The following is a 24,249-nucleotide window of genomic DNA, read 5'->3' as shown; positions in this document are numbered from 1 at the left end:
TTCTAGTATAGGAAAAGGAATTTCTCGGGGCCGCCTCTCGGCGGCCTTGCGAAAAACAAATCCAAGTTAGACCATTTCAAATGGTTCGATGTCTGCCCGGATGCGACACTGAAGTGAGTGTCCATCCTCGCAGTATCCGGTTCTCAAGGTGCACGCCTGCGCTGGTTCCCGGTTGCACCGGGCCGCGCGGCAAGGAGATATATTGCCAGACCGCGAAGCGATGTGGGACGTCAATTCCACTCTTCACAAGTCCTACACAATACATCGCTTTCTATATAAGTAATAGAAAGGCTGGTGCAGAAATACTGCACGTATCAGATGATGACCCTTCGGTTAAGAGATATATAAAGATCGGTCACCTGTAAGTGTCTATCTACCCGCGCTTTTGCTATATAAACCAGCGCTGTAGATAAAAAGAGGGAGCGCCGCGCACAACGCGACACTCCCCTAGCGATTCAAGAGAATCAATTAGGCCTCGAGAGCCTTCTTGGCGATGGCAGCCAGCTCGTTGAAGGACTCGATGTCCTCGTAAGCCATCTGAGCCAGGACCTTGCGGTCGAGCTCGATACCGGCAACCTTCAGGCCGTGCATGAACTGAGAGTAAGAGATGTCGTTCAGGCGAGCGGCAGCGTTGATACGGGTGATCCAGAGAGAGCGGATCTCGCGCTTCTTGTTGCGGCGATCACGATACTGATACTGCAGGGAGTGCTGGACCTGCTCTTTAGCATGCTTGTAAGTACGCGAAGCGGCACCGTAGTAACCCTTCGCACGGTGCATAACGGTACGGCGCTTCTTCTTGGCGGCAACAGCGCGCTTAATACGTGCCATGTTCTATCAACTCCTAGACGGTTAAACGAAAAACGGGAACGCGAACTTAGGCGAGACGCGACTTGATGACCTTGCGGTCGGCAGCGGCGATCTCGGTCTCCTGACGGAAGCCACGCTTACGCTTGGTGGACTTCTTGCTCAGGATATGGCTCTTGAAAGCCTTGGCGCGCATAAGCTTGCCGGTACCAGTCTTGCGGAAACGCTTCTTGGTGCCGCTGTGGGACTTCATCTTAGGCATGAAATACTCCTTAATCGGTTACAGAACACTAGTTACTTAGTATCGCTTGCCGCTTTATCCTCATCAAAGGCGCCCTTAATCGGGGCGAGCAGCATAAGCATGTTACGGCCTTCCATCTTAGGCTTGGACTCGACCGTAGCGTAAGGCTTGAGATCCTCGGCGAGACGCTCGAGAACGTTAAGACCCTGCTCCGGGTGAGCCATCTCACGGCCGCGGAACATGATGGTAATCTTAACGCGTGCGCCCTTCTTGAGGAAACGCAGAACGTGGCCCTTCTTGGTCTCGTAGTCGCCAACGTCAATCTTGGGTCGGAACTTCATTTCCTTGACCTCGACCTTGGACTGGTTCTTACGAGCAGCCTTGGCCTTCATGGCCTGCTGGTACTTGAACTTACCGTAGTCCATGACCTTGCAGACCGGCGGCTCCGCGTTGGGAGCGATCTCGACCAGGTCGAGACCCTGATCGTCGGCGACACGCTGAGCATCGCGGATGGCGAACAGGCCGAGCTGAGAGCCATCGACGCCAATCAAACGGCACGAAGATGCAGTAATCTCGTCGTTGATGCGGGTGTCATCAGACTTAGCTATTTTCCCTACCTCCATTCATAAAAAAATAACCCGGCGCTTCTTTGCAACCAGGTCGTACACATAGACATCCTCGGCATGAGGAAGAGACTCTAAGTTGTATGACCAGTCAGCTGCTCGTTGGCGCCAAAAGGTGGGAACCCTCGGGTTCCTCTTTAGGGCATTGTGAGAACAACGCCTCGGAGATAATAACACGTACCGTGCGTTATCACATTACGTACACGAAAAAGGGGCCTTGACCCCCTTGAAGCGCAGGCGCATGTATGGTGCCCGAGGCGAGACTCGAAGGGCCTTCGCTTCGCGAAGCCCCGGGCTTCGGACACACGGCGCCCTCGCCACGCTCCGCTACAAACAGGCCGCTGGCCTGTTTGCCTAACGCTCCGCGCGCTCACGCGAGTTCGGCACGAAAAAGGGGGCCTTGACCCCCTTGACGCTCACTTGCATGTATGGTGCCCGAGGCGAGACTCGAACTCGCACGTTGTTGCCAACGGTGGATTTTGAGTCCACTGCGTCTGCCAATTCCGCCACTCGGGCACGTAATGCGTGAGTTAGTTTATCACAGCTTTCTGTTGATTAGTCCGAAAATGGAACTTCAAGCATTTCGATAAGCTCAATCTTACGCAACATCTCCCGCTGACGGCATCCACGTCCGTCAACCGAGGCCTCGCCCATCTGGTTGTCATAGGGATCCTCACGCATGCCATCAGATACAGGGAATAAGTCCGCTTGGAACTGGGAGTTTGCCACCATGCGCCACGGATCGAGGTTGCCAAAGTAATGCTGGCGACGCCACTCCTCCCCCATTCTGCGCGCAGAGGAACCAAACGAAATATCGGCGTTAAGCCAACCGGTCCGAGGTGTGTAGAACTCGGCCCAGTCGTGTGGCCCCACCGAATCGGGCGCGACATACAGGCCGCTCTGCCAACGGGCAGGCACGCCCGCGATGCGGCACATGGTGATAAACGTGAGCGCCATAACGCCGCAATCGCCGCGGAGCGAGTGTGCACAGTCATCGGCGATGGAACCCAAAAGCAGATATGGTGGCTGATAGCGATAGTCGATATGTTGCGTCAGATAATCATAGATGGCGCGAGCACGGTCGAGCGGATCCTCGAGCCCGTCAATAACACGCTCCGTCAACTGTCGCAGGTACGGCGTAAACGCAATGTGCGGACGGTCCTCGGAAGTGTCCTCGGGCAGCGGCGTGTCCATGCACGGGCGTTCGGGCAGCGCACCTCCATAAATGTCGCAGAAGGCAACATTAATGTGATAACGATAGGTTACCGAGAACGAGCGCTCGGTCGAAGAACACCATGAAGCGGTGCGCGCCGGCGCATCCTCGGGGGCAACATGCCCCTCCGGCGTCATATCGAGAACTTCGACCTGAGACTGTTGACGGCAGGCGGCAGCAACGGGAAGCCACGCGCGAACGGCCTCCCCCTCAAGAGCACCGGGAACAGACACGGACGCCTTAAGAGTAATGACGCGAGACAGCCCATTCTGCGATTCCATCTCCTTGAGCATCTGGTTGCGCAGCGCAATTCCGTCCGCAGGATCAGGACGCATGCCGGGGACCTCTTTGGGATACACGCGAAGCGAATTGAGGAAGTTATCGAGAACGAATAGCTCACCATCGATAAAGCGCCAGTCAATACGCTTGCGATCAATCAGGTCGTCAAACTGCTCTTCGGTAAACTCTGGCCACTCCTCGCGAATCATCGCAATGGCTCGATCACGCGGCACCGAAAAATGAAGCGGCGTCTCGAGCATGCGATACCGCTCGGCACGAACGCAGGCAGCAAGCGAGGAATCGGGATCTTGGGCAAGTAGGCGGTCGCAAGCCTCAATAGCCTGCGAAAGATACCCCGCGTCCTTTAAACGCAGGATCTCGGGTGGCAAGCCAATATCTAGAAAACAGAAGTCATCATTGCAAACATCAACAGAGCAACCAACCGGCCCCTCGTCAATAACCTTCCCATCCGAAGGCAGCACATTAATAACAGCCATGCCAAACTCCAAGTCATTAGAACTCTTGAAGTCCATTGTAGCGAGATAAAAAAGAAAGCCCCAACAAGGGAGCCATCAACACCGCCGAGCGGTAGTCAAAAAATGAATTCAGCCCAGTAACCCTGTAGCGAGTTAACGAAGGAAGCCCCGTTCACCCGGAGCTTTTCCCATTGCGCGACTTCTGGCAAAGCCAGGTGAGCGCAAGGGAAAAGCATAGGGTGAACGGGGCCTCCGACGGAAAAGTTAAACCGCTACTTACGCCTTGTTGACGGAACCAAACTCCTCCATGAGCTCCTTGGTGCGGGCAACGATGTTGTCGCGACCAGGCTTGAGGAGCTTGCGGGGGTCAAAGCCCTTACCCTGCTGATCCTTGCCAGCCTCGATGTACTCGCGGACGCCCTTGGCGAAGACGAGCTGCAGGTCGGTGTTGACGTTGATCTTGGAGATGCCCAGGGAGATGGCCTTCTTGATCTGATCCTCGGGGATGCCGGTACCACCGTGCAGGACGAGGGGCAGGTCGCCAGTCTGAGCCTTGATCTCGCCCAGACGCTCGAAGGAAAGGCCGGCCCAGTCGGCGGGATACACGCCGTGGATGTTGCCGATGCCGCAGGCGAGGAAGTCGACGCCCAGGTCAGCAATCTGCTTGCACTCAGCAGGATCAGCGAGCTCGCCGCTGGAGGTCACGCCGTCCTCGGTGCCGCCGATGCCGCCGACCTCGGCCTCGATGGACATGCCCTTGGAGTGGGCAAGCTCAACGAGCTCCTTGGTACGGTCGAGGTTAAGCTGGAAGGTCTCCTCGTGAGAGCCGTCATACATGATGGACGTGAAGCCGGCCTCGATGCACTTGAAGCAGTCCTCGTAAGAACCGTGATCGAGGTGAAGGGCGACGGGAACGGTAACGCCCGTGGCCTCGACGGCAGCCTTGACCATGTCGGCGCAGACCTTGAAACCGCCCATCCACTTAGCGGCACCAGCGGTGCACTGAAGGATCAGCGGAGACTTGGCCTCCTCGGCGGCCTGGAGAATAGCCAGGGTCCACTCGAGGTTGTTGGTGTTGAAGGCACCGAGACCGTACTTGCCGGCCTCGGCCTTCTTGAGCATGTCTGCTGCGTTGACGAGCATAAAAGAAACCTCCTGTAAGGTTGCTCCGATAACGCCTGAGATTTTACCACGGCGCACCCGAGCATAAACGTTCGTTTGTTCACGAATATCGTCCAAACAGACTTTTTTTGACCGTTTGCCCTACGGAATCGACCCGTTGGGGAAAAATAGCTTGACGTTTGGACGCTTCTCGTGCTTCAGAAGCTGACGATAAAGCTACACCTACATGAAAGGGTTCTGCATGAGTTCGCGTGCCATGGTGGTCGAATCGCCATGGCCGGTTAGGCAAACGGTATCGGGCGGGAGAAGCCGGGCGAGCTTGGAGAGCGAGCGAAGAATCGCCGTCTCGTCTCCTCCAGAAAGATCGGTGCGGCCGTGCCCACCCGGGAACAGGGTGTCGCCCACAAAGGCAATGTTCCCCTGCTCAGCGGCAGCAAACAAGACAATCCCGCCCGGCGTATGCCCTGGCGTCTCGATCACCTGCAGGCAGATATTGCCCACCTCAATGGTATCGCCCTCGGCGAGCAGGCGCGTCGGCTCCCCGGGATCGGGCGTCTCAATGCACCACATAGCTCGCTGTTCCTCGATGTTCGTATGCGGCACCGCCACATCCTTAGTACACAGCTCATACTGGCAGCCCTCGCCAACGGTGGTTCGCACGCCGGCAACACCACCAACATGATCGGCATGGCCATGAGTGCATACGGCGCCAAGCACGCGTACGCCGGGATGCTCGGCTCGAACATGCTCCACCAAGCGCTCGCCTTCCCACGCAGGGTCGATGATCACGCACTCATTGTTCGAAATAACTGCATAGCTATTGGTCTGAATGGGACCGTTTACGAGCGTCTCGATCTCGACCGATCCCTTGGGAGTTACATCCAAGGACACAGCACCCATGTCCCTCTCCTCTCTATAGAATTCGAGGCATCAAACGATGCCTCGAGTGTAGCGAATATCAATAATGTGGCACGTTCGTCGCGACTAAACGCGGCGCTTAAGCTGGGCTCCACCCTCGCCGGGCATCAGGCGGCGCGCGTCGTAGACGGAGTCAACGCTGCTGATAGAGGCCAGCAGCGGATCCAGACCACTCGCGTCCGAGATCTCGACCATAAAGCGCAGGGTTGCAATACCCTCGCGGTTGGTCGACGTAGCGGCAGAAAGGATATTGCCGCCCGCATCGCCAATGGCAATGGTGACATCCTTGAGCAGGCCCATGCGGTCCAGGCACTCGACCACGATCTCGACCTGGAAAAGCGTATCGGCAGCACCGTCCCACTCCACATCGATCATGCGCTCGGGATGCTCCATAAGACCCTTGACGTTGGGGCAGTTGGCGCGATGCACCGAAACGCCACGACCGCGCGTGATGAAGCCGACGATGTCGTCGCCCGTCACGGGATTGCAGCAATGGGCCAGACGAACCAGCAGGCCGCTGTTGCTCTCGCCCTTGACGATAATGCCGTTGCCGGCGCTCTTGCCGCGCTTTTGCGGCTTGCGGTTGGAGCCTCGGGCCGGCTGCTTCACGACCTCGGCGATAGCATCGGCCTTGGTGAGCTGCTCCTCGGGCTTGGGGTCCAAAATCTGCTCGACCTTGTTACCCACAGCGCGCGGGGCAACTTTGCCGGCGCCGACGGCGGCAAACAGGTCCTCGAGCTGCTTGTAGTTAAACTGCTCCGCCACGGCGTTGAGCGCACGCGTCGAACGCGGTGTAGAAATGCCATAGCCACGCTTGCGCAGGTCCTTGGCCAGTATATCGCGACCGGCGGCAGCGTCGTCGTCCTTGGTCGCGGCGGCAAAATAGCGGCGGATCTTTGACTTGGCGGAAGGCGTCTTAACGATCTTGAGCCAATCACGCGACGGCTTGGAACTCTTGTTGGTCAGGATTTCAACGCGGTCGCCCGTCTTGATCTCGTGCGTGAGCGGGGCCACCGCACCGTTGATCTTAGCGCCGACGCAGTGGTTTCCCACCTCGGTGTGAACGGCGTAGGCAAAGTCGAGCGGCGTGGAGCCGGCACGAAGCGCCATGACCTCGCCCTTGGGCGTAAAGACGAAGATCTCCTGATCGAAGAGGTCGACCTTCAGCGAATGTAGGTATTCCTTGGCATCGGTGATCTCGTCAGACGCAGCCCAATCGAGCGAATGTTTGAGCCAGTTAATCTGGTCGTCCAGACGCTGGGCATCATTGGTCTTAGACGCAGACGATCCGCCCGATTTCTTATACAGCCAGTGGGCGGCAATGCCGTACTCGGCCTGCTCGTGCATCTCGTAGGTACGAATCTGAATCTCGAGCGGACGAGCCGTGGGGCCGATAACCGTCGTGTGGAGCGACTGGTAGTTATTGACCTTGGGCATGGCGATATAGTCTTTAAAGCGCCCGGGCATGGGGTGCCACAGCGTATGCACCGCACCGAGCGTGGAGTAGCAATCGCGCACCGAATGCGTGATGACGCGCAGTGCCACCAGGTCGTAGATCTCGGAAAATTCCTTGCCCTTGCGCTTCATCTTTTGGTAGATGGACCAATAGTGCTTGGAACGGCCGTTGATCTGGAAGTCCTCCAGGCCAATGCGGTTGAGCTCGTCGGTGAGTGTCTTGATGGTCTCGGCCAGATAGCGCTCACGGACCTCGCGCGACTCCGCCACCATGCGTGCGATGCGCTGGTAGGCGTCGGGTTCAAGGTAGAAGAAGGACAGGTCCTCGAGTTCCCATTTAATGGAGCTCATGCCCAGACGGTCGGCCAGGGGCGCATACACGTCCATGGTCTCGCGGGCCTTAAACAGGCGACGGTCCTCACGCAGGGCCGCAAGGGTGCGCATGTTGTGCAGACGGTCGGCAAGCTTAACGATGATGACGCGGATGTCCTTGGACATGGCGAGGAACATCTTTCGCAGCGTGAGCGCCTGTTTCTCGTCCATGCTGTCGACTTCGATGTTGGTGAGCTTGGTCACGCCATCGACGAGCTCGGCCACCGTATCGCCAAACAGGCCGGAAACATCGGCAAGCGAGGTCTCGGTGTCCTCGACGGTATCGTGCAGCAGCGCGGCGCACACCACATCGCAGTCCATCTTGAGATCGGCCAAAATGATGGCCACCTCGACGGGATGGTTGATGTACATCTCACCCGAGCGGCGCTTTTGGTTGCAGTGCTTCTCGGCAGCAAAGCAATAGGCCTGCTCCACCTTAGAAAAGTCGTCCTCATTCATATATTTGAGGCACAGGCGCTCCAGCTTGTCGTAGCTGTCCGCCATAATCTCGGGCGGCAGCTCATCGGCATGCTTATAGTGCTCCATCTCCGAGAACGGCTGGAGGGCGGAATCATGGGCGGTACGGGCTGCGGCATCCATCGAGGTCCCCTTCCCCTAGGCCCGCGGTACGATCGGGCGGTTAACTTTGGCTAGCATATCAGAAGCGCACGAATCGAGCGCCCAACTCCGGAAAGCCGAGAACTCCATGCGCGAACGCAAGCCCTCCAAATAGCGAATTGACCTGCTCAATTGCACACGGCCGGGGTTTTCGGCCATCGCGATGCGACGGGTGTCGTCAAACCCCGAAACGCGACAGAAGCCAAGCTCTTCGAAGATTCCCAGGCCACTTTCCACCGAGCGCTCGTCGACCGGCGTGCGAGCATCGATGGCAAGGCACATCTGCGCGATGTCGATATCGCTCGCGCTAAAGGAATCGTCCCCGGTCTTGCCGCGGTTGGAGCGCCACATGGTTTGCAGCGCGCGATAGAGCGTGACGAGCTCGTCGCGCTCAGGCGCATAGCAGTCGAGTAGGCGCTCGTTAATGCGGGCGTCGCGCGACGAATAGAGCAGGTGAATCACGGCGGGCTGTCCATCGCGACCGGCGCGGCCACTCATCTGGTTAAACTCAATCGCGCCAAACGGCATGTGATAGAGCACGACATGGCGAATATCGGGAAGGTTGACGCCCTCGCCAAAGGCAGAGGTCGAGACGATGCAGCTGAGGCATCCGTCACGAAACGCCTCCTCTACGCGATGGCGGTCGGTGCGCGTAAGGCCCGCGTTGTAAAAGGCGATATGCGACGCGTAGTCGGGAACGCGTTTGCGTAGCGTCTTGGCAAGCGCCACGGACTGATCACGCGAGTTGACGTAGATGACGGTCTTCTCCCCCGTCGCGACGATGGACACCAGGCGGTTTTCGCGGCTCGCAAGATCGCGGTCGTCCTCGAGCCGCAAGTTCTCACGCACGGTCTCGTCGACCACCGTACGGGTAATCGGCAGCACGCGGGCGAGCTCGGCCACAACCGGAGCCGTTGCGGTGGCCGTCGCAGCCATAACGACCGGGTCGCCCAGGGCCTTGAGGATATCGGGCATGTCGAGGTATGCGCTTCGGTCGCCGCCCTTGGCAAGACCGGCATGGTGCGCCTCGTCAATAACGACAAATCCGATACGCCCCGAGCGCGCAAAGCGGTCGCGGTGAATAGACAGGAACTCAGGCGTCGTGAGTACGATGCCAGTGCGGCCCGAAGCCAGGCCGGCAAACACGTCATCGCGCGCTGCTTCCACGGTCTCGCCGGTCAACACGCCCACGCCAATCCCGAGCGCAGCCATCGTCGATGAAAGATGATAGGCCTGGTCGGCAACGAGTGCGCGCAGCGGATAGACAAAGATGCTCGCACGCCCTCGAAGGACCGCCTCGCGCGCGGCGTGCACATGGAAGATGAGCGACTTACCACGTCCCGTCCCCATAACGGCCAAAACGCTCTGGTGGTCGGCGAGCGCGTCGAGTGCCTCGACCTGCGCGCGATGTGGCTGGTTCGAGCCGATAAAGCTATGGATAAGCGAGCGCGTGAGCTCGGTATAAGAAAGCTGGGCGAGCGTCTCGCGTTTACGCGACTCCAGGCGCAGGCCAGAATCCGCCGGCTGCACGCCGCGGCGAAGCTCGCATGCCGGATCGTCGATATTGGACGCCGCGGTATCGCGCACCAAGACATCTTTGATCATGAGCTTGGGCTTCACGCGGCCCTGCCAATGCTCGGCCACGGCCTCGAACACCAAGTCGACGGCGCTGTCGCAATTGATGAGCCTATCGATCTGCGGCACGCGGAACATGATGGCCGGCACACTCGCGGCGCCATCGGTCGCCACAAAGCGCATGTGCTCGCCGGTTTTGCCCACCACGGCGCGATCGCACATCGTCACGCCCTCGGCAGCCAGAAGCGGCACCTTATTGCCCTGGCCAAACGGCTCAAGACGAGAAATCTGCTCGATAGTCTCGATATTCAGCTCGGAAAGGTCGACGGTGGCGGCGACCTCGTCGGTGTCTTCAAAGTCCTCGGCGGGAAGCTCCGATAGCACGGCGGAAAGGCGGCGGCGGAACTCATCGAGCTTGGATGCCTCGATGGTCACACCCACCGCACCGGCATGTCCGCCGCGACGAATCAGCAGGTCGGAACAACGCTCGACGGCGTCGAACAGGTTGACCTTGCCCACCGAGCGACCCGATCCGCGCGCAACGCCGTCCTCAATCGAGAAGAGCAGCGCCGGCACGTGATAACGGTTGGTCAGGCGGCTCGCTACGATACCCTTGACGCCCTCGTGCCAGCCCTCGCCACCCACGACGATTGCGCGACCGCCGTCATAGGTCTCCTCGACCTTTGCCATGGCGTCGCGTGTGAGCTCCGCCTCGATCTCGCGGCGCTGACGGTTGATTTCCTCGAGCTCGGCTGCCAGTGCACTTGCCTCGATAGGATCGCGGGCAAGCAGCAGGTCGAGCGCCAGCTTGGGATCAGCCATGCGGCCGGCAGCATTCAGACGAGGGATGAGCGAAAACGACAGGCCGTCGGCCGTAATGGTAGAAAGGTCGGCCTTGGCAAGTGCGGCAAGCGCGATATAGCCGGGACGGGCCGTCACGCGCATCTGTTGGATGCCCTCGGCGACCAGTGCGCGATTCTCGGGCGTGAGCGGCATCATGTCGGACACGGTGCCCAGCGCCGCGACCTCGATCAGCGAACGCCAATACGACGGCTTGCCCAAACGCTCGCCCAGGACCTGCACCAGCTTGAGCGCCACACCGGCACCGGCAAGCTCGCGCGAGGGACCCTCGTCCTCGAGCTTGGGGTCGGTCAGGGGCACGCCCTGCGGCACCTGGTCGGAGGGCTCGTGATGGTCCGTAACCACCAGATCGATTCCCAGGCTCTCCAGATAGGAAACCTCTTCCTTGGCGGCAATGCCGTTATCGACGGTCACGATCAACTGGGGGCGAGCGAGCTCGTTGACGCGGTCGAGCGCTGCACGCGAAAGACCGTAGCCCTCGTCAAAGCGATGCGGGATAAACGGCGTGACGTTGGCGCCAAACGAACGTAGCGCCTCGGTCAACAGACAAGTCGACGTAATGCCGTCGACGTCAAAATCGCCAAAGACGGCGATGCGTTCGTGGTTGCGAATGGCGCGCTCGACACGATCGGCAACAACCGACATGCCCGGAATGACGAGCGGATCGGCCCAATCACGGTCGAGCGAAGGCGTCAAAAATAGCTGTCCTTCCTCAATCGAGGCAATGCCGTGCGCAACCATAATGCGTGCCACCAGCCCGGGTATGCCCAGACCAGCCGAAAGCTCCTTTTCGAGCTCGGGATTTTGCTGAGCGACCGCCCAGCGATGCGTCGTCTTAAGCGATGACATAGGCGCCCACCCCCGATAGGGGCAGGTCGCCGCGATACCTCTCACGGTTCATAGCGATGAGTCCTCTGTGTATGCCCGCTTCGGCAGGCAGATCTGTTGAACGGATTTATTATACCGTGCGGCACGGACGCAGAACCTCGCAGCACGCCGTGGTTTCGGTAAACGATGACGGTAATAGCCTCGAAATAATCGAGCGTTTCTGACGCATGGACTCATGCGAGCGTCTAGCATATCCATTCAAACGAGTTCGCGGATAAAGGGAGTCACGGGGCATATGAAGCAATGGGTTGGACTGGGAAAGTTCCTCGCGGGGCACATGCAGGTCATCGTTCCGATTTGCGTAACGCTCGGCGTGCTCTTTCCCCAGCAGATCGGCGTACTCAAGCCCATCGTTCCCGCCCTCTTCGCCTTTATGACGTTCCAAGGTGCGCTCAGCAACACCTTCCACCAGGTCGCTGAGGTGTTCCGCCGTCCCCTGCACCTGATTTTGGCGCTGCTCGTCTCGGCGGTGCTTATTCCCATAGCAGCCTATGCCATGGGATCGCTGTTCTTTGGCTCCAATCCCAACCTTGTCTGCGGCATCGTGCTCGAGTACAGCGTACCCGTGGCGGTCACTGCCTTTATGTGGATTAGCATGTTCGGCGGCAACGGCCCGCTCGCGCTCACCATCATCCTGACGTCCTCGGTTATCTCGCCTGTGACGATTCCGCTCACGCTGAAGCTCTTGCTGGGTGCCACCGTCTCGATCGATGTGCTGAGCATGATGCAGGACATGGCCTTTATGATCGCCATCCCCGCCGTGCTCGGCATCGTGATCAACGAGCTCACACGTGGATGGGGACACGAGAAGCTCTCCCCCGCGCTCTCGCCCGCCTGCAAGTTCATGATGATGGGCATTATCGCCTCCAACTCCACCGCCATGAGCGAGTACGTCCTGCACATGAACGCGATGCGTCTGGAAGTCGCCCTCTTTATTTTGACCTTCGCCATCAGCGGCTTTGTCGTTGGTTTTCTGGTCGCCCGTGCGCTGCATCTGCCATATAGCGAGACGACTACCATGTGCTTTACCTGCGGCATGCGTAACATCTCTTCGGGCGCCGTCATCGCCACACAGTACTTTCCAGGCGAAGTCGTGTTTCCCGTCATGTGCGGAACGCTGTTTCAGCAGATACTCGCCTCGTTTATCGGGCATCTCTTTGAGCGTCTGACCGACGAGGAGCGCGCCGCCCAGCGCAAGCGTGTCGAGGCCGGCCGCGACGCCATGGCGCGCTAGACTGTCCGCATTACACGGGTGTTAATCTTGCTATACGAGCGTTTCCAGATGCGCACGCAAGCGCTCAGCATCGATATCGAGCGTTGTCTCGGCATTGACCTGGGCCAAACGATAACCGACAAAGTAGGGCGAAACCACCCAACGCGGCAGCGCCTTGGCAATGGTCCGACCGCCCAGGTGATAGAAGAACAAGTTGTACGACTCTGCGCGACCACCGTGGTGCTCGTTCAGGATATAGCGCAGAGCCACCTGGATCGCATCGGCGAAGAGATCTGCCTCGGCTTGGTCTCTTGTGTCATCGCTGGCGGCAATTCCCTGCGGGGCTGAAACGTTGACCTCAAAGAACCCCATGATCGGTTCGGTTGAGATGTTGGCCGCGATTCTCCCCTGTTGCCAGACATTGATGCCTTCGAAATTGGCGGAAGTCAACGAAGCATAGCCGTCTTCCTGCTCCAAACCCACAATCTGCATGTGCGGATGAACGAGACTACCGCCCGAGAGAGGACCCTTGTTCTTGTACATGAGCACGCTTCGATACTGCTGTGAATCGATCATCTGCTGCCAGCAATCCAGGGCAAACCTCATCACATGGTGGAGTTCATCTGGCTCATAGGTCGCCAGGTCGGCATCGTGATCGGCTGACTCGATCAGCACGGTTTGACGGGTGGCGCGCAGGGTTTTGAACTTATTCTCGAGCCAGATGCAGTCGCCGTCGCGCCGGATGATATTGGCGAGTCCCTCGGTATCGCAAAAGGGGCACGCGGTGCCAGGGCGCCGGTTGTCGTCGGGCTTGCCGCTCGCCTGCTGAACGTCAAATACCAGCGCCACGGGTTACGCCTCCAGCGGCACGATCTTGGTGCCATGGAGCTCGGAGACGCCCAATGCCGCCGCCACGGTATCGCGGTTGGCCGTGGAAATGCCGCCGCCGGGAAGGATGGTCAGGCGGTCGCCCGCATACTCGATCAAGCGGGCCAGGTTTTCGAAGTTGTCCTCGATCGGCGTACCGGCAGCGCCACCATGCGTCAGGATGCGTGTGATGCCGCAGTCGGCAAGTGTGTCAATCGCGTCGAGCTGAGCCTCGGGCGAGAGCTGATCAAACGCCATGTGGAAGGTGATGTCGATGGGCTCACGCTTGCATTCCTCGGTCGCGCAGCCCGCGGCCATCACGAGAGCGCCCAACGTAAGCTCGTCGAGCGCCCATCCGCCAGCGCAGGGCTTGCAGCTGCCAAAGACCAAGCCGTCAACGCCGGCGCTTACGGCAAGGCCCAGGTCCATCTCCATCATGCGCAGCTCGTCTTGGTTGTAATGAAAGTCACCGCCACGCGGGCGAATCATGCACATCACTCGCGCGTCATGCTCGTGAGCATAGCTGACTGTAGCGCTGATAACACCGGCCGAGGGTGTAGTGCCACCGACGGCAAGGTTGTCGCACAGTTCAATACGCCTTGCACCGGCATCGATAGCCGCCGGCACCCGCTCAAAGTTCTCGGCACAAAACTCGTACAGCATAGATAGACCCCCAAAGACAGCAGATGTTTTCCGACGGGCATTGTCACACATCCCCATGAAGTTGCGGTGGAATAGGGACTCATTTGGCCTCTGGAGCCCGTATTCAGTCCCTATTTCACCGCAACTAAAAAGGGGCGCTGACTGAGATAGTCAGCGCCCCTTTTGTTAGGTGGGTTAGCCTCCGAGGTAGGCCTTGCGGACGTTGTCGTCGTGCAGGAGCTCTTGGCCGGTGCCGGTCATGGTGATCTTGCCGGTCTCGAGCACGTAACCGCGTGTGGCGATGGAAAGCGCCATCTGCGCGTTTTGCTCGACCAGAAGCACCGTGGTGCCGGCCTTGTGCAGGTCCTCGACAATCTGGAAGATCTGTTCGATCAGAATCGGTGCCAGACCCATGGAAGGTTCGTCGAGCATAAGCAGTTTGGGGTTACTCATAAGGGCGCGCCCCATAACGAGCATCTGCTGCTCGCCGCCTGAAAGGGTGCCGGCGACCTGGCGACGACGTTCCTTCAGGCGCGGGAACTGCTCGTAGACGCGCTCCAGGCCCGGAGCCACCGTGGACTTGGGCTGCGTATAGGCGCCCATCTCCAGGTTCTCCTCAACCGTCATCTGCAAAAAGGCGCGACGACCCTCGGGAACCTGAGCCAGGCCCTTACCAACCAGCTTATCAGCGGGCGTATGGGTAATGTCCTCGCCCATAAACTTGATGGAACCGGTCTTGGAGCGAAGCAGGCCCGAAACGGTCTTGAGCGTTGTGGACTTGCCGGCACCGTTCGCACCGATCAGGGCCACGATCTCGCCCTCGTTGACGTTAAAGGAGATGTCCTTGATGGCGTGGATGGCGCCGTACCAGACGTTGATGTTGTAGACGGAAAGCATCGGCTCTGCCATTTAGTTCTCCCCCTTATTCTGCTTGCCCAGATACGCCTCGATAACGGCATCGTTGTTCTGGATTTCCTCGGCCGTGCCCTTGGCGATGACCTTGCCAAAGTTAAGCACGCAGATACCCTCGCAAATATTCATGACGAGCGACATGTCGTGCTCAATAAGCATGATGGCGATACCAAAGGTGTCGCGAATCTTAACGATGTTCTCCATGAGCTCGGCGGTCTCGGACGGGTTCATGCCTGCGGCAGGCTCGTCGAGCAGCAGCAGTTTGGGGTTGGTGGCAAGCGCGCGGACGATCTCCAGACGACGCTGAGCGCCGTAAGGCAGCGATCCGGCCTGCTCGTTTGCCAGATGCTCCATATCAAAGATGGACAGCAGCTCCATGGCGCGTTCGTGAGCAGCCTTCTCGTGCTTCCAGTACGTCGGCAGGCGCAGCACGCCCTCAAAACCGGAGTAGCGCTCCTGATTGTGCAGACCGACCTTGACGTTGTCCTCCACCGTCATGGTGTTGAACAGGCGAATGTTCTGGAATGTACGGGCAATACCCATGCGGTTGACCTGATAGACCGACTTGCCCGAGGTGTCCTCACCGTCGAGCAGGATGGTGCCGTGCGTGGGCTGATACACCTTGGTGAGCAGGTTGAAGACCGTGGTCTTACCGGCACCGTTGGGGCCGATCAGACCGGCGATCTCGGTCTTGCCGATAGTCAGGCTAAAGTCGTCGACTGCCTTAAGGCCACCGAACTCAATGCCCAGGTGGATGCACTCGAGTGCCGGGCGCTGACCCAGGTCGCGGTCGGGAACGATGGCGCCAGAAGGATACGGGACCATCTTGCCCTTGTTGAACTCAAATTTACTGGGCATCGGCTGCCACCTCCTTCTTGGAAGCAAAGCGATCCTTAATGCGTGCGAAGAACGCCTTGAGCTGTGGGTTGTTGGTAAAGACCATGACCAGAATCAACACGATGGCGTAGATGAGCATGCGGTAGTCCGAGAACTGACGGAGCAGCTCGGGGAGCACCGTGAGCAGCGCCGCGGCGATAACGGAGCCGCGCATGTTGCCCAGGCCGCCCAGGACCACGAACACCAGAATGAGAATGGACGTATTGAAGTCGAACTTAGTGGCGGAAAGCTGCGAGAAGTTACCGCCGAACAGAGCTCCGGCAGCACCGGCGAGGGCAGCGGAAACCACGAAGGCGATCATGCGGTACTGGGTGACGGAGATGCCCACAGACTCGGCAGCGATCTTGTTGTCGCGCACGGCAATAATGGCACGACCGGTACGGCTGCGAACCAGGTTGAGCACAATCACGAGCGCGACCATAACCAGGATTGCGCCGGCAAGGAAGGTCGAATAGGTCGACACGCCCGATGCACCCTGCGCGCCCTTGATGATGGCGGTGCCGTCCTCGAGCAGGTGCAGGTCGTCGATCGTGGAGTTACCCGTGATGTTAAAGATCACATGCAGGCCGCGGGAATCGACGCCCACAATGAGGCAGGTGACGACCTCTTTGATAATCTCGCCAAAAGCCAGGGTCACGATGGCCAGATAGTCGCCGCTCAGGCGCAGGACCGGGATACCGATCAAGAAGCCCAAGATGGCAGCGGCGATAGCGCCGACCACAATGCTGATGATCAGACGCATCGGATCAGACGGAACGGTGCTCTCCAGCGCGACGGCAGTGACGATGCCCGTATAGGCACCGACGCTCATAAAGCCCGCGTGGCCCAGCGACAAGTCGCCCGCGATGCCGACGACGAGGTTAAGGGAGATGGCCATGACGATATAGGCTGTGATGGGAACCAGCTGACCGGCGATCATGCGCGGGATCATGTGGTTGGACTGCATAAAGAACACGATGGCGAACGCCACAACGCACATGGCGTACGTGACAAAGTCGTGACGTGTCTGCTTGTCTTTAAGAAACTTCATAACGCTCACCTACACCTTCTCGGGGACGTACTTGCCCAAGAGGCCGGCAGGCTTGACGAGCAGGACGATGATCAAAACACCAAAGACGATGGAGTTGGCAAGGCTCGTGGAAATGTAAGCCTGCGCCATCGCCTCGATGATGCCGATGAGAATGCCGCCGACAAAGGCGCCGGGGATGGAGCCGATGCCGCCGAAAACGGCAGCGTCGAAGGCCTTGATGCCAGGCATGGCGCCCGTGGTGGGCTGCAGGACCGGCGAGTAGGAGCACAGGAGCACGCCGGCGATGGCAGCGAGGGCGGAGCCGATGGCGAACGTCATCGAGATGGTGCGGTTGACGTTGATGCCCATGAGCTGAGCGGCGGCCTTATCCTCGGACACGGCGCGCATGGCCTTGCCCATCTTGGTCTTACCTGTAAAGAACATCAGGCCGGCCATGATAACCAGGCAGGCGACGATGGTGACGAGCGAGACGGCGCTTACGTTAAACTTGGCCAAGAACTCCGGCACCGGGAAGGTGACGAGCGAAGTGAAGTTCTTGGGCGTGGCGCCCCACAGAAGCTGCGCGGCGTTCTGCAGGAAGTAAGACACGCCGATGGCCGTGATCAGAACGGCCAGCGGGCCTGCTTGGCGCAGCGGCTTATAGGCCAGACCCTCAATGAGAACACCGAGAACCGTGCAGACCACACAAGAGAGAACTACAGATGCCCAGCCCGGGAGGCCGAGATACGACGTGGCGCAGAACGAGACATAGGCACCGACCATGATGACATCGCCGTGAGCGAAGTTGAGCATCTTGGCGATACCGTAGACCATGGTGTAGCCCAACGCGATGATGGCGTAGACGCTGCCCATGGACAGGCCGTTGACCAGGTATTGGATAAAGACCGTCATGTTCCACATCCCCCTTTCGAATAGGTTTCCAGTTAATGTATGAAACAGGGACGTTACACTGTCCCTAGATACCAAGCAAGCAGGGAAGGCCAAAACCTCCCCTGCTTGGGATCAAAACCGCTCTATGTAAGGCGGCCAATTAGGCCTGTACGTACTTGCCGTCGGTGATGACGTACGCCGTGGGCTCCTTCTGGACCTGGCCCTTATCGTTCCAGGTGAGCTTGCCGGTCAGACCGTCAACGGTAATCTTGAGCATAGCCTTGGACAGCTTCTCGGCGACCTCGGTCGGATCGGCGTCGACACCAAGACCGGCCTCCTTGACGGCCTCGGCCACCGCGTGCACGCCGTCGTAGGCGTCGGCGGCAAACTGGTCGGGGGTATCGCCGTACTTATCCTTGTAAGCGTTAACGAAGTCGGCGTTCTTCTCGTCGTCGGCGGAGAACGGGGTCATGAGCAGCAGACCCTCAGCAAGAGAGGTATCGAAGCCCTCAACGCCCAGGATGCCGTCCATGCCGTCGCAGCCCATCATCTTGACGTCGTAGCCCATGTCCTTGGCGTTCTTGAGCAGGACGGACGCCGGCGTGTAGTAGATCGGCGCAAAGATCATGGTGGCGCCGGCCTGCTTGGCCTTGGTCAGCTGGTTGGTAAAGCTCGTGGCGGAGTCGTCCTTAAAGGTCTCCTCGTCAACAATCTCGAGCTTGGACTCAGCGGCCTGGGCCTTAAAGGAATCTGCGATGCCCGAAGAATAGGCGTCGCCGGAGTTATAGAACAGCACGAACTTCTCGTCCGCATACTTCTGCGCCAGGAACTTGGCAGCGTTGACACCCTGGTTGGGGTCGGTGAAGCAAACCTGGAAGACGCAATCCTTGCCGTCGGTGACGTCCTCGGAGGACGCGGACGGGGTGATCATGAACGTCTTGGGGTCGTTACCGCACTCGGCGGCAACGGCAACCGACGCACCCGTGGTGGTCGGGCCGACGAGGGCCTGCATGCCCCAGTCGAGCAGGGTGTTGAAGGCGTTGACGGCCTTCTCGCCGTCGGCCTGGTCATCCTCGGCCTTGCTGGCAAGCGGCAGCTCCTTGGTCGAGAAATCCTTGCAGCCAAGCTCGACACCCTGGGTAACGGACTTGCCGTAGGACGCGTTGGCGCCGGTCAGCGGGCCGATGGTACCGATCTTAAACGAAGCGTCGCTCGAAGCGGAACCGCTGTCGCCGCCGTTGGAGGAGCAGCCAGCTAGAATGGACATCGCCCCCAGACCTGCTGCGCTCGCGATAACGCTCCTGCGATTCATAACAGGGTTCAATGACTTACCGGTGAGGCTCGACATGCGGCTCTCCTCTCAAATCTCGTCGGGTTTCGGCTACCCGACAGGCCATCCTTCGCCGTGTTCGGCGTTCGCAAAATACTAGACGCTTTAGTTAAGGAAAGTGGCGATTATTTCAACTTTTCTTTGGATTTGTTCATTTATCCATAATTCTGCGTATTTCTATTACTTTATGCAGTAATGCCACTTTATTGTGTGAAAGTAATGTTTCCGTTCTGTTACAGGCGTCCCTGCCCTGAATAAAACGGCCTCACCGGTCGCGCTTTATGCGCACTTAGGCGGCGATGTACTTGCCGTCCTGGATCACATAGGCTGTCCATGCCGTCGACACCCATTAGTGTCATGTCGTAGCTCATGTCCTTGGCGTTCTTGAGCAAAACGGACGCTGGGGTGTAATAGATCGGGGCAAAAATAAGCGTGGCTCCAACAAGGAAACTCCTGCGGTTAAGTACGTTGTTGATGCTAAACATGGTGTCCCCCTTTTTCGCTGGCCGCAGCGCGGCCGTCTTGCGGTACGGGGCAAACCTTATGGCGCAAACGTTGACAGTTTGTTACGGAGTTCCGTTTGTAGCGAGCATGTTTCCAATGTTTCCGCAGCGTTTCGGGGGTGCCGTTTTGTGCGACTCCTGTTGCCTGGCGAGCACGCGCCCTCGGTTCACGCTAGAATGCACTCAACCTTTAAGCGGTTAATCCATCCATAAGATGCACGAAGGAGCTATCTATGAGCGAACCCCTGCGCACCGTGAACGTCGGTCTGATCGGTCTGGGAACCGTCGGCGGCGGCGTGGCCCGTCTGATCAACAGCCACCACGATGAGTACCTGGCAGCCTACGGCATCGACCTTAAGCTGACCCGCGCCTGCGCGCTTGCTTGGGAGCAGGCCGAGGCGGCAGGCATTGAGCGCGAGGCCTTTACGAGTGACTGGCACGATGTCGTCAGCGACCCCGCCGTCGACATCGTCGTCGAGCTGATCGGCGGTGAGCATCCCGCAACCGAGATCTTCACCACTGCCTTCGAGAACGGCAAGCATGTCGTCTCTGCCAACAAGGCCCTGCTGGGCCGTCATGTCGAGACGCTCGCCGAGAAGGCGCGCGCGTGCGGCGTGCAGATTAAGTGCGAGGCCAGCTGCGGCGGCGGCATCCCCATCGTGAGCACGCTCGAGCACGACCTGGTGGGCAACAAGATCCTGACCATCGCCGGCATTCTCAACGGTACCACCAACTATATCCTGTCGCGCATGGACGCCGAGGGCGCCGATTACGCCGACGTGCTTGCCGACGCACAGGCCAAGGGCTATGCCGAGGCCGACCCGTCCGCCGACGTCGACGGCTTCGATGCCGCCAGCAAGACGGCCATCCTCGCCTCCATCGGCTTTGGCACCCGCGTTACCACCGACGATGTGTACCAGCAGGGTATCCGTACCATCGGTGCCGAGGACATCGCCCAAGCCCGCGAGCTCGGCTACACCATTAAGCTGCTCGGTATCGCCCGCAACACCGACACCGGTGTCGACGTCCGTGTGCATCCCACGCTGATTCCCGCCGACCATATGCTTGCCAAGGTCAACGGCGCCATGAACGCTGTCTACGTGGTAGGCGACGCCGTAGGCGAGACCATGTTCTACGGTGCCGGCGCAGGCTCCTTCCCCACCGCGAGCGCCGTCGTGGGCGATATCCTGTCGCTCTCCGAGCAGATCAGCCGCGGCGTGGCTCCGCTGCCCGAGATTGAGCCCTATGGCCACAACCTCGCCTTTAAGCCCATGGACGAGCTCCAGACCAAGTACTATGTGCGCCTGAAGGTCGCCGACCGCGTGGGTGCCCTGTCCGAGACGGTCAACATCTTTGCCAAGCACAACATCTCGATCTCGCTCATCAACCAGGTCGAAGACGGCAAGTCGGGCGTCAGCGATGCCTGTTCGGTCATCTTCCTGACGCACCGCGCGCTCGAGAAGGACGTCCAGGCTGCCGCTGCCGAGCTTGCCAGCGTCGACTGCGTGGCCGAGGTCGCCAACGTCCTGCGCATCGAGGACGTTGAGGCTTGGACCGAAGGCGTCATGGCGAACTAGTTCGGTTTACACCCCACAACGCATTTGCTCGAAGGGCTCCCGTCCGATGTGGGATGGGAGCCTTTTTGTCTCCTGCCCTAAGCACAACGACAGGGCACATTTGCGCGAGCCGCTCATCGGTAACGCGGGCTACCGTTCACCGATATGCAAACACGGCCGATTCCGGTTACGGCTACGCTGTGCTGCGAATGTCCGCCCGCGATGAGAGGAAATACCATGTTGCTCGAGGGCAAGAAAGCAATCATCACCGGAGGCACGCGCGGTATCGGCTATGCCATCGCCTGCCGTTTTATCGAGGAGGGCGCCTCCGTCACTGTCTTTGGCTCGCGTCAAGAGACCGCCGATGCGGCCGTTGAGAAGCTGACAGCCGCCTATCCCGACGCCAAGGTCTGGGGCCGCTCCTGCGACCTCACCTCACTCGAAGCCGTGACCGAGGCCTTTACCCAGGCTGCATCCGACATGGGCGGCTTGGACACGGTCGTCAACAATGCCGGTATCTCCCAGCGTTCACCCCTCTTGGACTACACGGCCGAGGAGTTCGCAAAGGTCATGGACCTTAACGTCGTCGCCGTCTTTAATGGCCACCAGGCTGCCGCCAAGATCATGACCGAGGCCGGCCACGGCGGCACCATCACTACCACAAGCTCGATGGTCGCCAAGTACGGCCAGCCCTCCGGCGTCGGTTACCCCACGTCCAAGTTTGCCGTCAACGGTATGGTCCAGTCGCTCTCGCGCGAGCTCGCCCCCGTGGGCATTCGCGTCAATGCCGTTGCACCCGGCGTAACCAAAACCGATATGGTCGCTAACCTGCCCGAAGAGGTTATTAAGCCCATCATCGCCACCATTCCGCTGGGTCGCATGGGCGAGCCCGAGGATGTCGCCAACGCCTTTGTTTTCCTGGCGAGCGACATGTCCTCCTACGTCACGGGCGCCGTGCTCCCCGTCGACGGAGCCGCCCGCTCTTAAGGGACCACAAGCCTCAGCTCCCAGCCTCAACATAGTCCAACAAAGAAGGCGCGCCGTCTGCATCAACTGCAGGCAGCGCGCCTTCTTCTGTTTGAAAGGGAAGCTGTGTCCCGCAGTCCCGACTCAGACCGGGACGCAGCTTCCCTCAGGGCCATGTTTCGGAAAGAGCGCCCCGTCTTGAACGCCGATTCTGGGATACCGTTTCCGCAACGGGTCTCTCGCGGAAACTGCATCCCACTCTGAGCGCCCATTCCGGGACACAGTTTCCCAACGGCCCCCGTTTCGGAAACCACATCCCGTTCCGAGCCTTCAAAGCGGGACGCGGCTTCCCCGAGAGAGTATCGACTACTTGCCGTCGTCGTCCTCGGCTTCTTCTCTTGCATAGAGCTCCAACATGCGGCGGCGGTATTCGCGCACGGCGAGCTTGGCGCGCTCCAGGCGGCGACGCTCGCGCGGGGTCAGCTCGGACGGGTCGACCTCATCACCATAGGTCTTATCGGCAAGAAGATGCGCCGCGTCCACGATGCGGGCATCGATGTGGCCGCTCGCCGCCTCGGCGGAAAGACGCTCGGCAATCGTATCGAGCGTAGGCAAGCCCTCGAATACGCGACCATGGCCATGCGAAGTCAGCAGCTCGTGCTCACGTGCGAGCAGGCTCGCCAAATCGTGATGGGCGCGCAGGATGTCGAGCGCATCGGATGGATGCTCGGCAACTTCTGCCACGGCGGCGACCGGCGCGGCGTCGACCACGCGGTAGAAGAGCTGCGCGAGCAACGGCATCAAGAACACCGTGATGGCACCGGCAGCAACCATGACCGACGCAATATCTTGCGACAGCGCGCCCGCGTTGACGGCAACGCTTGTCACGGCAACGATGATCGGCAGGGCCGTGGTGCAGTACAGGGCCACGGTAATGCGACCATACGCCGACACATCGCGCGTCGCAGGACAAATGCTCATAGAAATAAGAATGGGCACGGCACGAATAATCAACAACGCCACGATAAAGCCCACGAGCAGACCCGGGCGCGACGCCACGGCCGTCAGATCGATCTTTGCGCCCGATACGGTAAAGAATACCGGAATCAAAAAGCCGTAGGCCAGGCCATCGAGCTTGGTCTCGAGCGTATGGTTGCCCTCGGGGATGATATAGCGCAAGACAAAGCCGGCGGCAAAAGAACCCAACACGATGTCGAGATCAAAGACAGCCGAGAACGCCACGAGCGCGACCAGGATGAGCACCGTCAGGCGCACGAAGGTCTGCGACGTGGTATCGGCGCGTTCCTCGACAAACGCAAAGAAGCGACTGCCGACGCGCTTGGAGCGGCTCGGGACCACGGCCAGCAACACGCAGACCACCGCAAACAAGCCAAGGATTACAAGCGTTTGGATGCCGGTGCGGGCAGACAGCAGCACCGACATGGCAAGCACAGGGCCGAGCTCACCCCAGGTGCCATACGCGAGAATCGAGTCGCCCACGCGCGTGCCGGTGAGCGAGCGCTCACGCATGATGGGCACGAGCGTGCCGAGCGCCGTCGAAGTGAGGGCAAGCGTCACGGCGATACCGTCGAAATGACTGACCGAGAACCACGGGGTAAAGCGCACGGCAAGCCAGGCGATACCAAACGTGACGACCCACGTCGCCAAGCCGTAGCGCCCCTCGACGCCCGTGATGCTCTTGGGGTCGATCTCAAAGCCGGCAAGCAGGAACAAGAAGGCCAGGCCCAGCTCGGACACAAGCGAGACCTCGGCATCTACATGGATGACGCCGAGCATATGGGGTCCCAGCACCGCGCCGAGCACGAGCAAAAAGACCGTCTCGGGAACGGGTTTTCCGGGAATCGCCGAGGCGATAAAAGGACTCGCAAAGGCCACGAGTGCGATGATGGCGAGCGAAACGAATGCCATGTGATGCCTTTCTCTTGTTTGCGCTTCACTGTAGCACCCTCGCCGTCCTCAACGCGCCGCGAGCTGTCGTATCATGGTGAGGTTTACAA

The 24,249-nt window shown here is 59.5% G+C and carries 20 protein-coding genes and 1 tRNA gene; 3 read left to right on the top strand and 18 right to left on the bottom strand.

From position 1 onward, the window contains the following. Positions 1-468: 468 nt before the first annotated feature. From rplT to recJ, 9 genes are all read right to left on the bottom strand, one after another. Entirely contained in the window at positions 469-828 is a 360-nt protein-coding gene (gene rplT / locus LCQ44_RS06075) for a 50S ribosomal protein L20 (protein WP_022094123.1), read from the bottom strand. Between the two features lie 46 nt (positions 829-874). Beyond that, positions 875-1,066, bottom strand: a complete 192-nt coding sequence (gene rpmI / locus LCQ44_RS06070; protein ID WP_006234422.1) for a 50S ribosomal protein L35 — start codon at positions 1,064-1,066, stop codon at positions 875-877. Between the two features lie 32 nt (positions 1,067-1,098). Continuing rightward, on the bottom strand, positions 1,099-1,668 hold the full coding sequence (infC, locus tag LCQ44_RS06065) for a translation initiation factor IF-3 (protein WP_006234423.1): 570 nt from the start codon (positions 1,666-1,668) through the stop codon (positions 1,099-1,101). A 429-nt stretch (positions 1,669-2,097) separates the two neighbouring features. Further along, a tRNA-Leu gene (locus tag LCQ44_RS06060) sits at positions 2,098-2,184 on the bottom strand. Positions 2,185-2,223: 39 nt separating this feature from the next. Continuing rightward, the gene (locus LCQ44_RS06055; RefSeq protein ID WP_225093354.1) at positions 2,224-3,657 is read right to left on the bottom strand and encodes a transglutaminase-like domain-containing protein; all 1,434 of its coding nucleotides are present in this window, start codon (positions 3,655-3,657) and stop codon (positions 2,224-2,226) included. A gap of 255 nt (positions 3,658-3,912) precedes the next feature. Further along, entirely contained in the window at positions 3,913-4,779 is an 867-nt protein-coding gene (gene fba, locus LCQ44_RS06050; RefSeq protein ID WP_035137086.1) for a class II fructose-1,6-bisphosphate aldolase, read from the bottom strand. A 201-nt stretch (positions 4,780-4,980) separates the two neighbouring features. Then, positions 4,981-5,658, bottom strand: coding sequence for an MBL fold metallo-hydrolase (locus LCQ44_RS06045; RefSeq protein ID WP_225093353.1), 678 nt, complete (start codon positions 5,656-5,658; stop codon positions 4,981-4,983). A gap of 84 nt (positions 5,659-5,742) precedes the next feature. Continuing rightward, entirely contained in the window at positions 5,743-8,103 is a 2,361-nt protein-coding gene (locus tag LCQ44_RS06040; protein WP_225093352.1) for a RelA/SpoT family protein, read from the bottom strand. A 15-nt stretch (positions 8,104-8,118) separates the two neighbouring features. Beyond that, entirely contained in the window at positions 8,119-11,406 is a 3,288-nt protein-coding gene (gene recJ, locus LCQ44_RS06035) for a single-stranded-DNA-specific exonuclease RecJ (protein WP_225093351.1), read from the bottom strand. A 274-nt stretch (positions 11,407-11,680) separates the two neighbouring features. Between recJ and LCQ44_RS06030 the strand changes: the two genes are divergently transcribed. Continuing rightward, on the top strand, positions 11,681-12,679 hold the full coding sequence (locus LCQ44_RS06030) for a bile acid:sodium symporter family protein (protein ID WP_225093350.1): 999 nt from the start codon (positions 11,681-11,683) through the stop codon (positions 12,677-12,679). Between the two features lie 30 nt (positions 12,680-12,709). On the opposite strand, the gene LCQ44_RS06025 is transcribed toward LCQ44_RS06030, so the two are convergent. From LCQ44_RS06025 to LCQ44_RS05990, 8 genes are all read right to left on the bottom strand, one after another. After that, complete coding sequence (locus LCQ44_RS06025; RefSeq protein ID WP_225093349.1) at positions 12,710-13,507, bottom strand: DUF4931 domain-containing protein; 798 nt, start codon at positions 13,505-13,507, stop codon at positions 12,710-12,712. 3 nt (positions 13,508-13,510) lie between these two features. Beyond that, on the bottom strand, positions 13,511-14,188 hold the full coding sequence (locus tag LCQ44_RS06020; RefSeq protein ID WP_225093348.1) for a copper homeostasis protein CutC: 678 nt from the start codon (positions 14,186-14,188) through the stop codon (positions 13,511-13,513). A 174-nt stretch (positions 14,189-14,362) separates the two neighbouring features. Further along, positions 14,363-15,076, bottom strand: a complete 714-nt coding sequence (locus LCQ44_RS06015) for an ABC transporter ATP-binding protein (protein ID WP_006234438.1) — start codon at positions 15,074-15,076, stop codon at positions 14,363-14,365. Beyond that, the gene (locus LCQ44_RS06010; protein ID WP_225093347.1) at positions 15,077-15,937 is read right to left on the bottom strand and encodes an ABC transporter ATP-binding protein; all 861 of its coding nucleotides are present in this window, start codon (positions 15,935-15,937) and stop codon (positions 15,077-15,079) included. Beyond that, complete coding sequence (locus LCQ44_RS06005; RefSeq protein WP_006234440.1) at positions 15,927-17,006, bottom strand: branched-chain amino acid ABC transporter permease; 1,080 nt, start codon at positions 17,004-17,006, stop codon at positions 15,927-15,929. Before LCQ44_RS06005 ends, LCQ44_RS06010 begins: the two co-directional genes overlap by 11 nt. Before the next feature lie 9 nt (positions 17,007-17,015). Continuing rightward, positions 17,016-17,897, bottom strand: a complete 882-nt coding sequence (locus LCQ44_RS06000) for a branched-chain amino acid ABC transporter permease (RefSeq protein WP_040358647.1) — start codon at positions 17,895-17,897, stop codon at positions 17,016-17,018. A gap of 139 nt (positions 17,898-18,036) precedes the next feature. Then, positions 18,037-19,224, bottom strand: a complete 1,188-nt coding sequence (locus tag LCQ44_RS05995; protein ID WP_006234442.1) for an ABC transporter substrate-binding protein — start codon at positions 19,222-19,224, stop codon at positions 18,037-18,039. A 215-nt stretch (positions 19,225-19,439) separates the two neighbouring features. Then, a complete protein-coding gene (locus LCQ44_RS05990) occupies positions 19,440-19,691 on the bottom strand; it encodes a hypothetical protein (protein WP_225093346.1) in 252 nt (83 codons plus the stop codon). 251 nt (positions 19,692-19,942) lie between these two features. On the opposite strand from LCQ44_RS05990, the gene LCQ44_RS05985 reads away from it, so the two are divergent. After that, on the top strand, positions 19,943-21,286 hold the full coding sequence (locus LCQ44_RS05985) for a homoserine dehydrogenase (RefSeq protein ID WP_225093345.1): 1,344 nt from the start codon (positions 19,943-19,945) through the stop codon (positions 21,284-21,286). Positions 21,287-21,502: 216 nt separating this feature from the next. After that, positions 21,503-22,252 carry an SDR family NAD(P)-dependent oxidoreductase gene (locus LCQ44_RS05980; protein ID WP_195361634.1) on the top strand — a complete coding sequence of 250 codons (750 nt, stop codon included), beginning with the start codon at positions 21,503-21,505 and terminating at the stop codon, positions 22,250-22,252. 345 nt (positions 22,253-22,597) lie between these two features. Here the strand turns inward: LCQ44_RS05980 and LCQ44_RS05975 are convergent, their stop codons facing one another. Then, positions 22,598-24,160: a cation:proton antiporter domain-containing protein gene (locus LCQ44_RS05975; protein WP_225093344.1), complete on the bottom strand. Its 1,563-nt coding sequence runs from the start codon at positions 24,158-24,160 to the stop codon at positions 22,598-22,600. Positions 24,161-24,249: the final 89 nt, after the last annotated feature.

Source organism: Collinsella aerofaciens, from assembly GCF_020181355.1.
In the GTDB taxonomy this organism is placed as follows: Bacteria; Actinomycetota; Coriobacteriia; order Coriobacteriales; family Coriobacteriaceae; genus Collinsella.
Note: the sequence above shows the minus strand (reverse complement) of the source record. Positions and strands in the feature narration are given on the sequence as shown.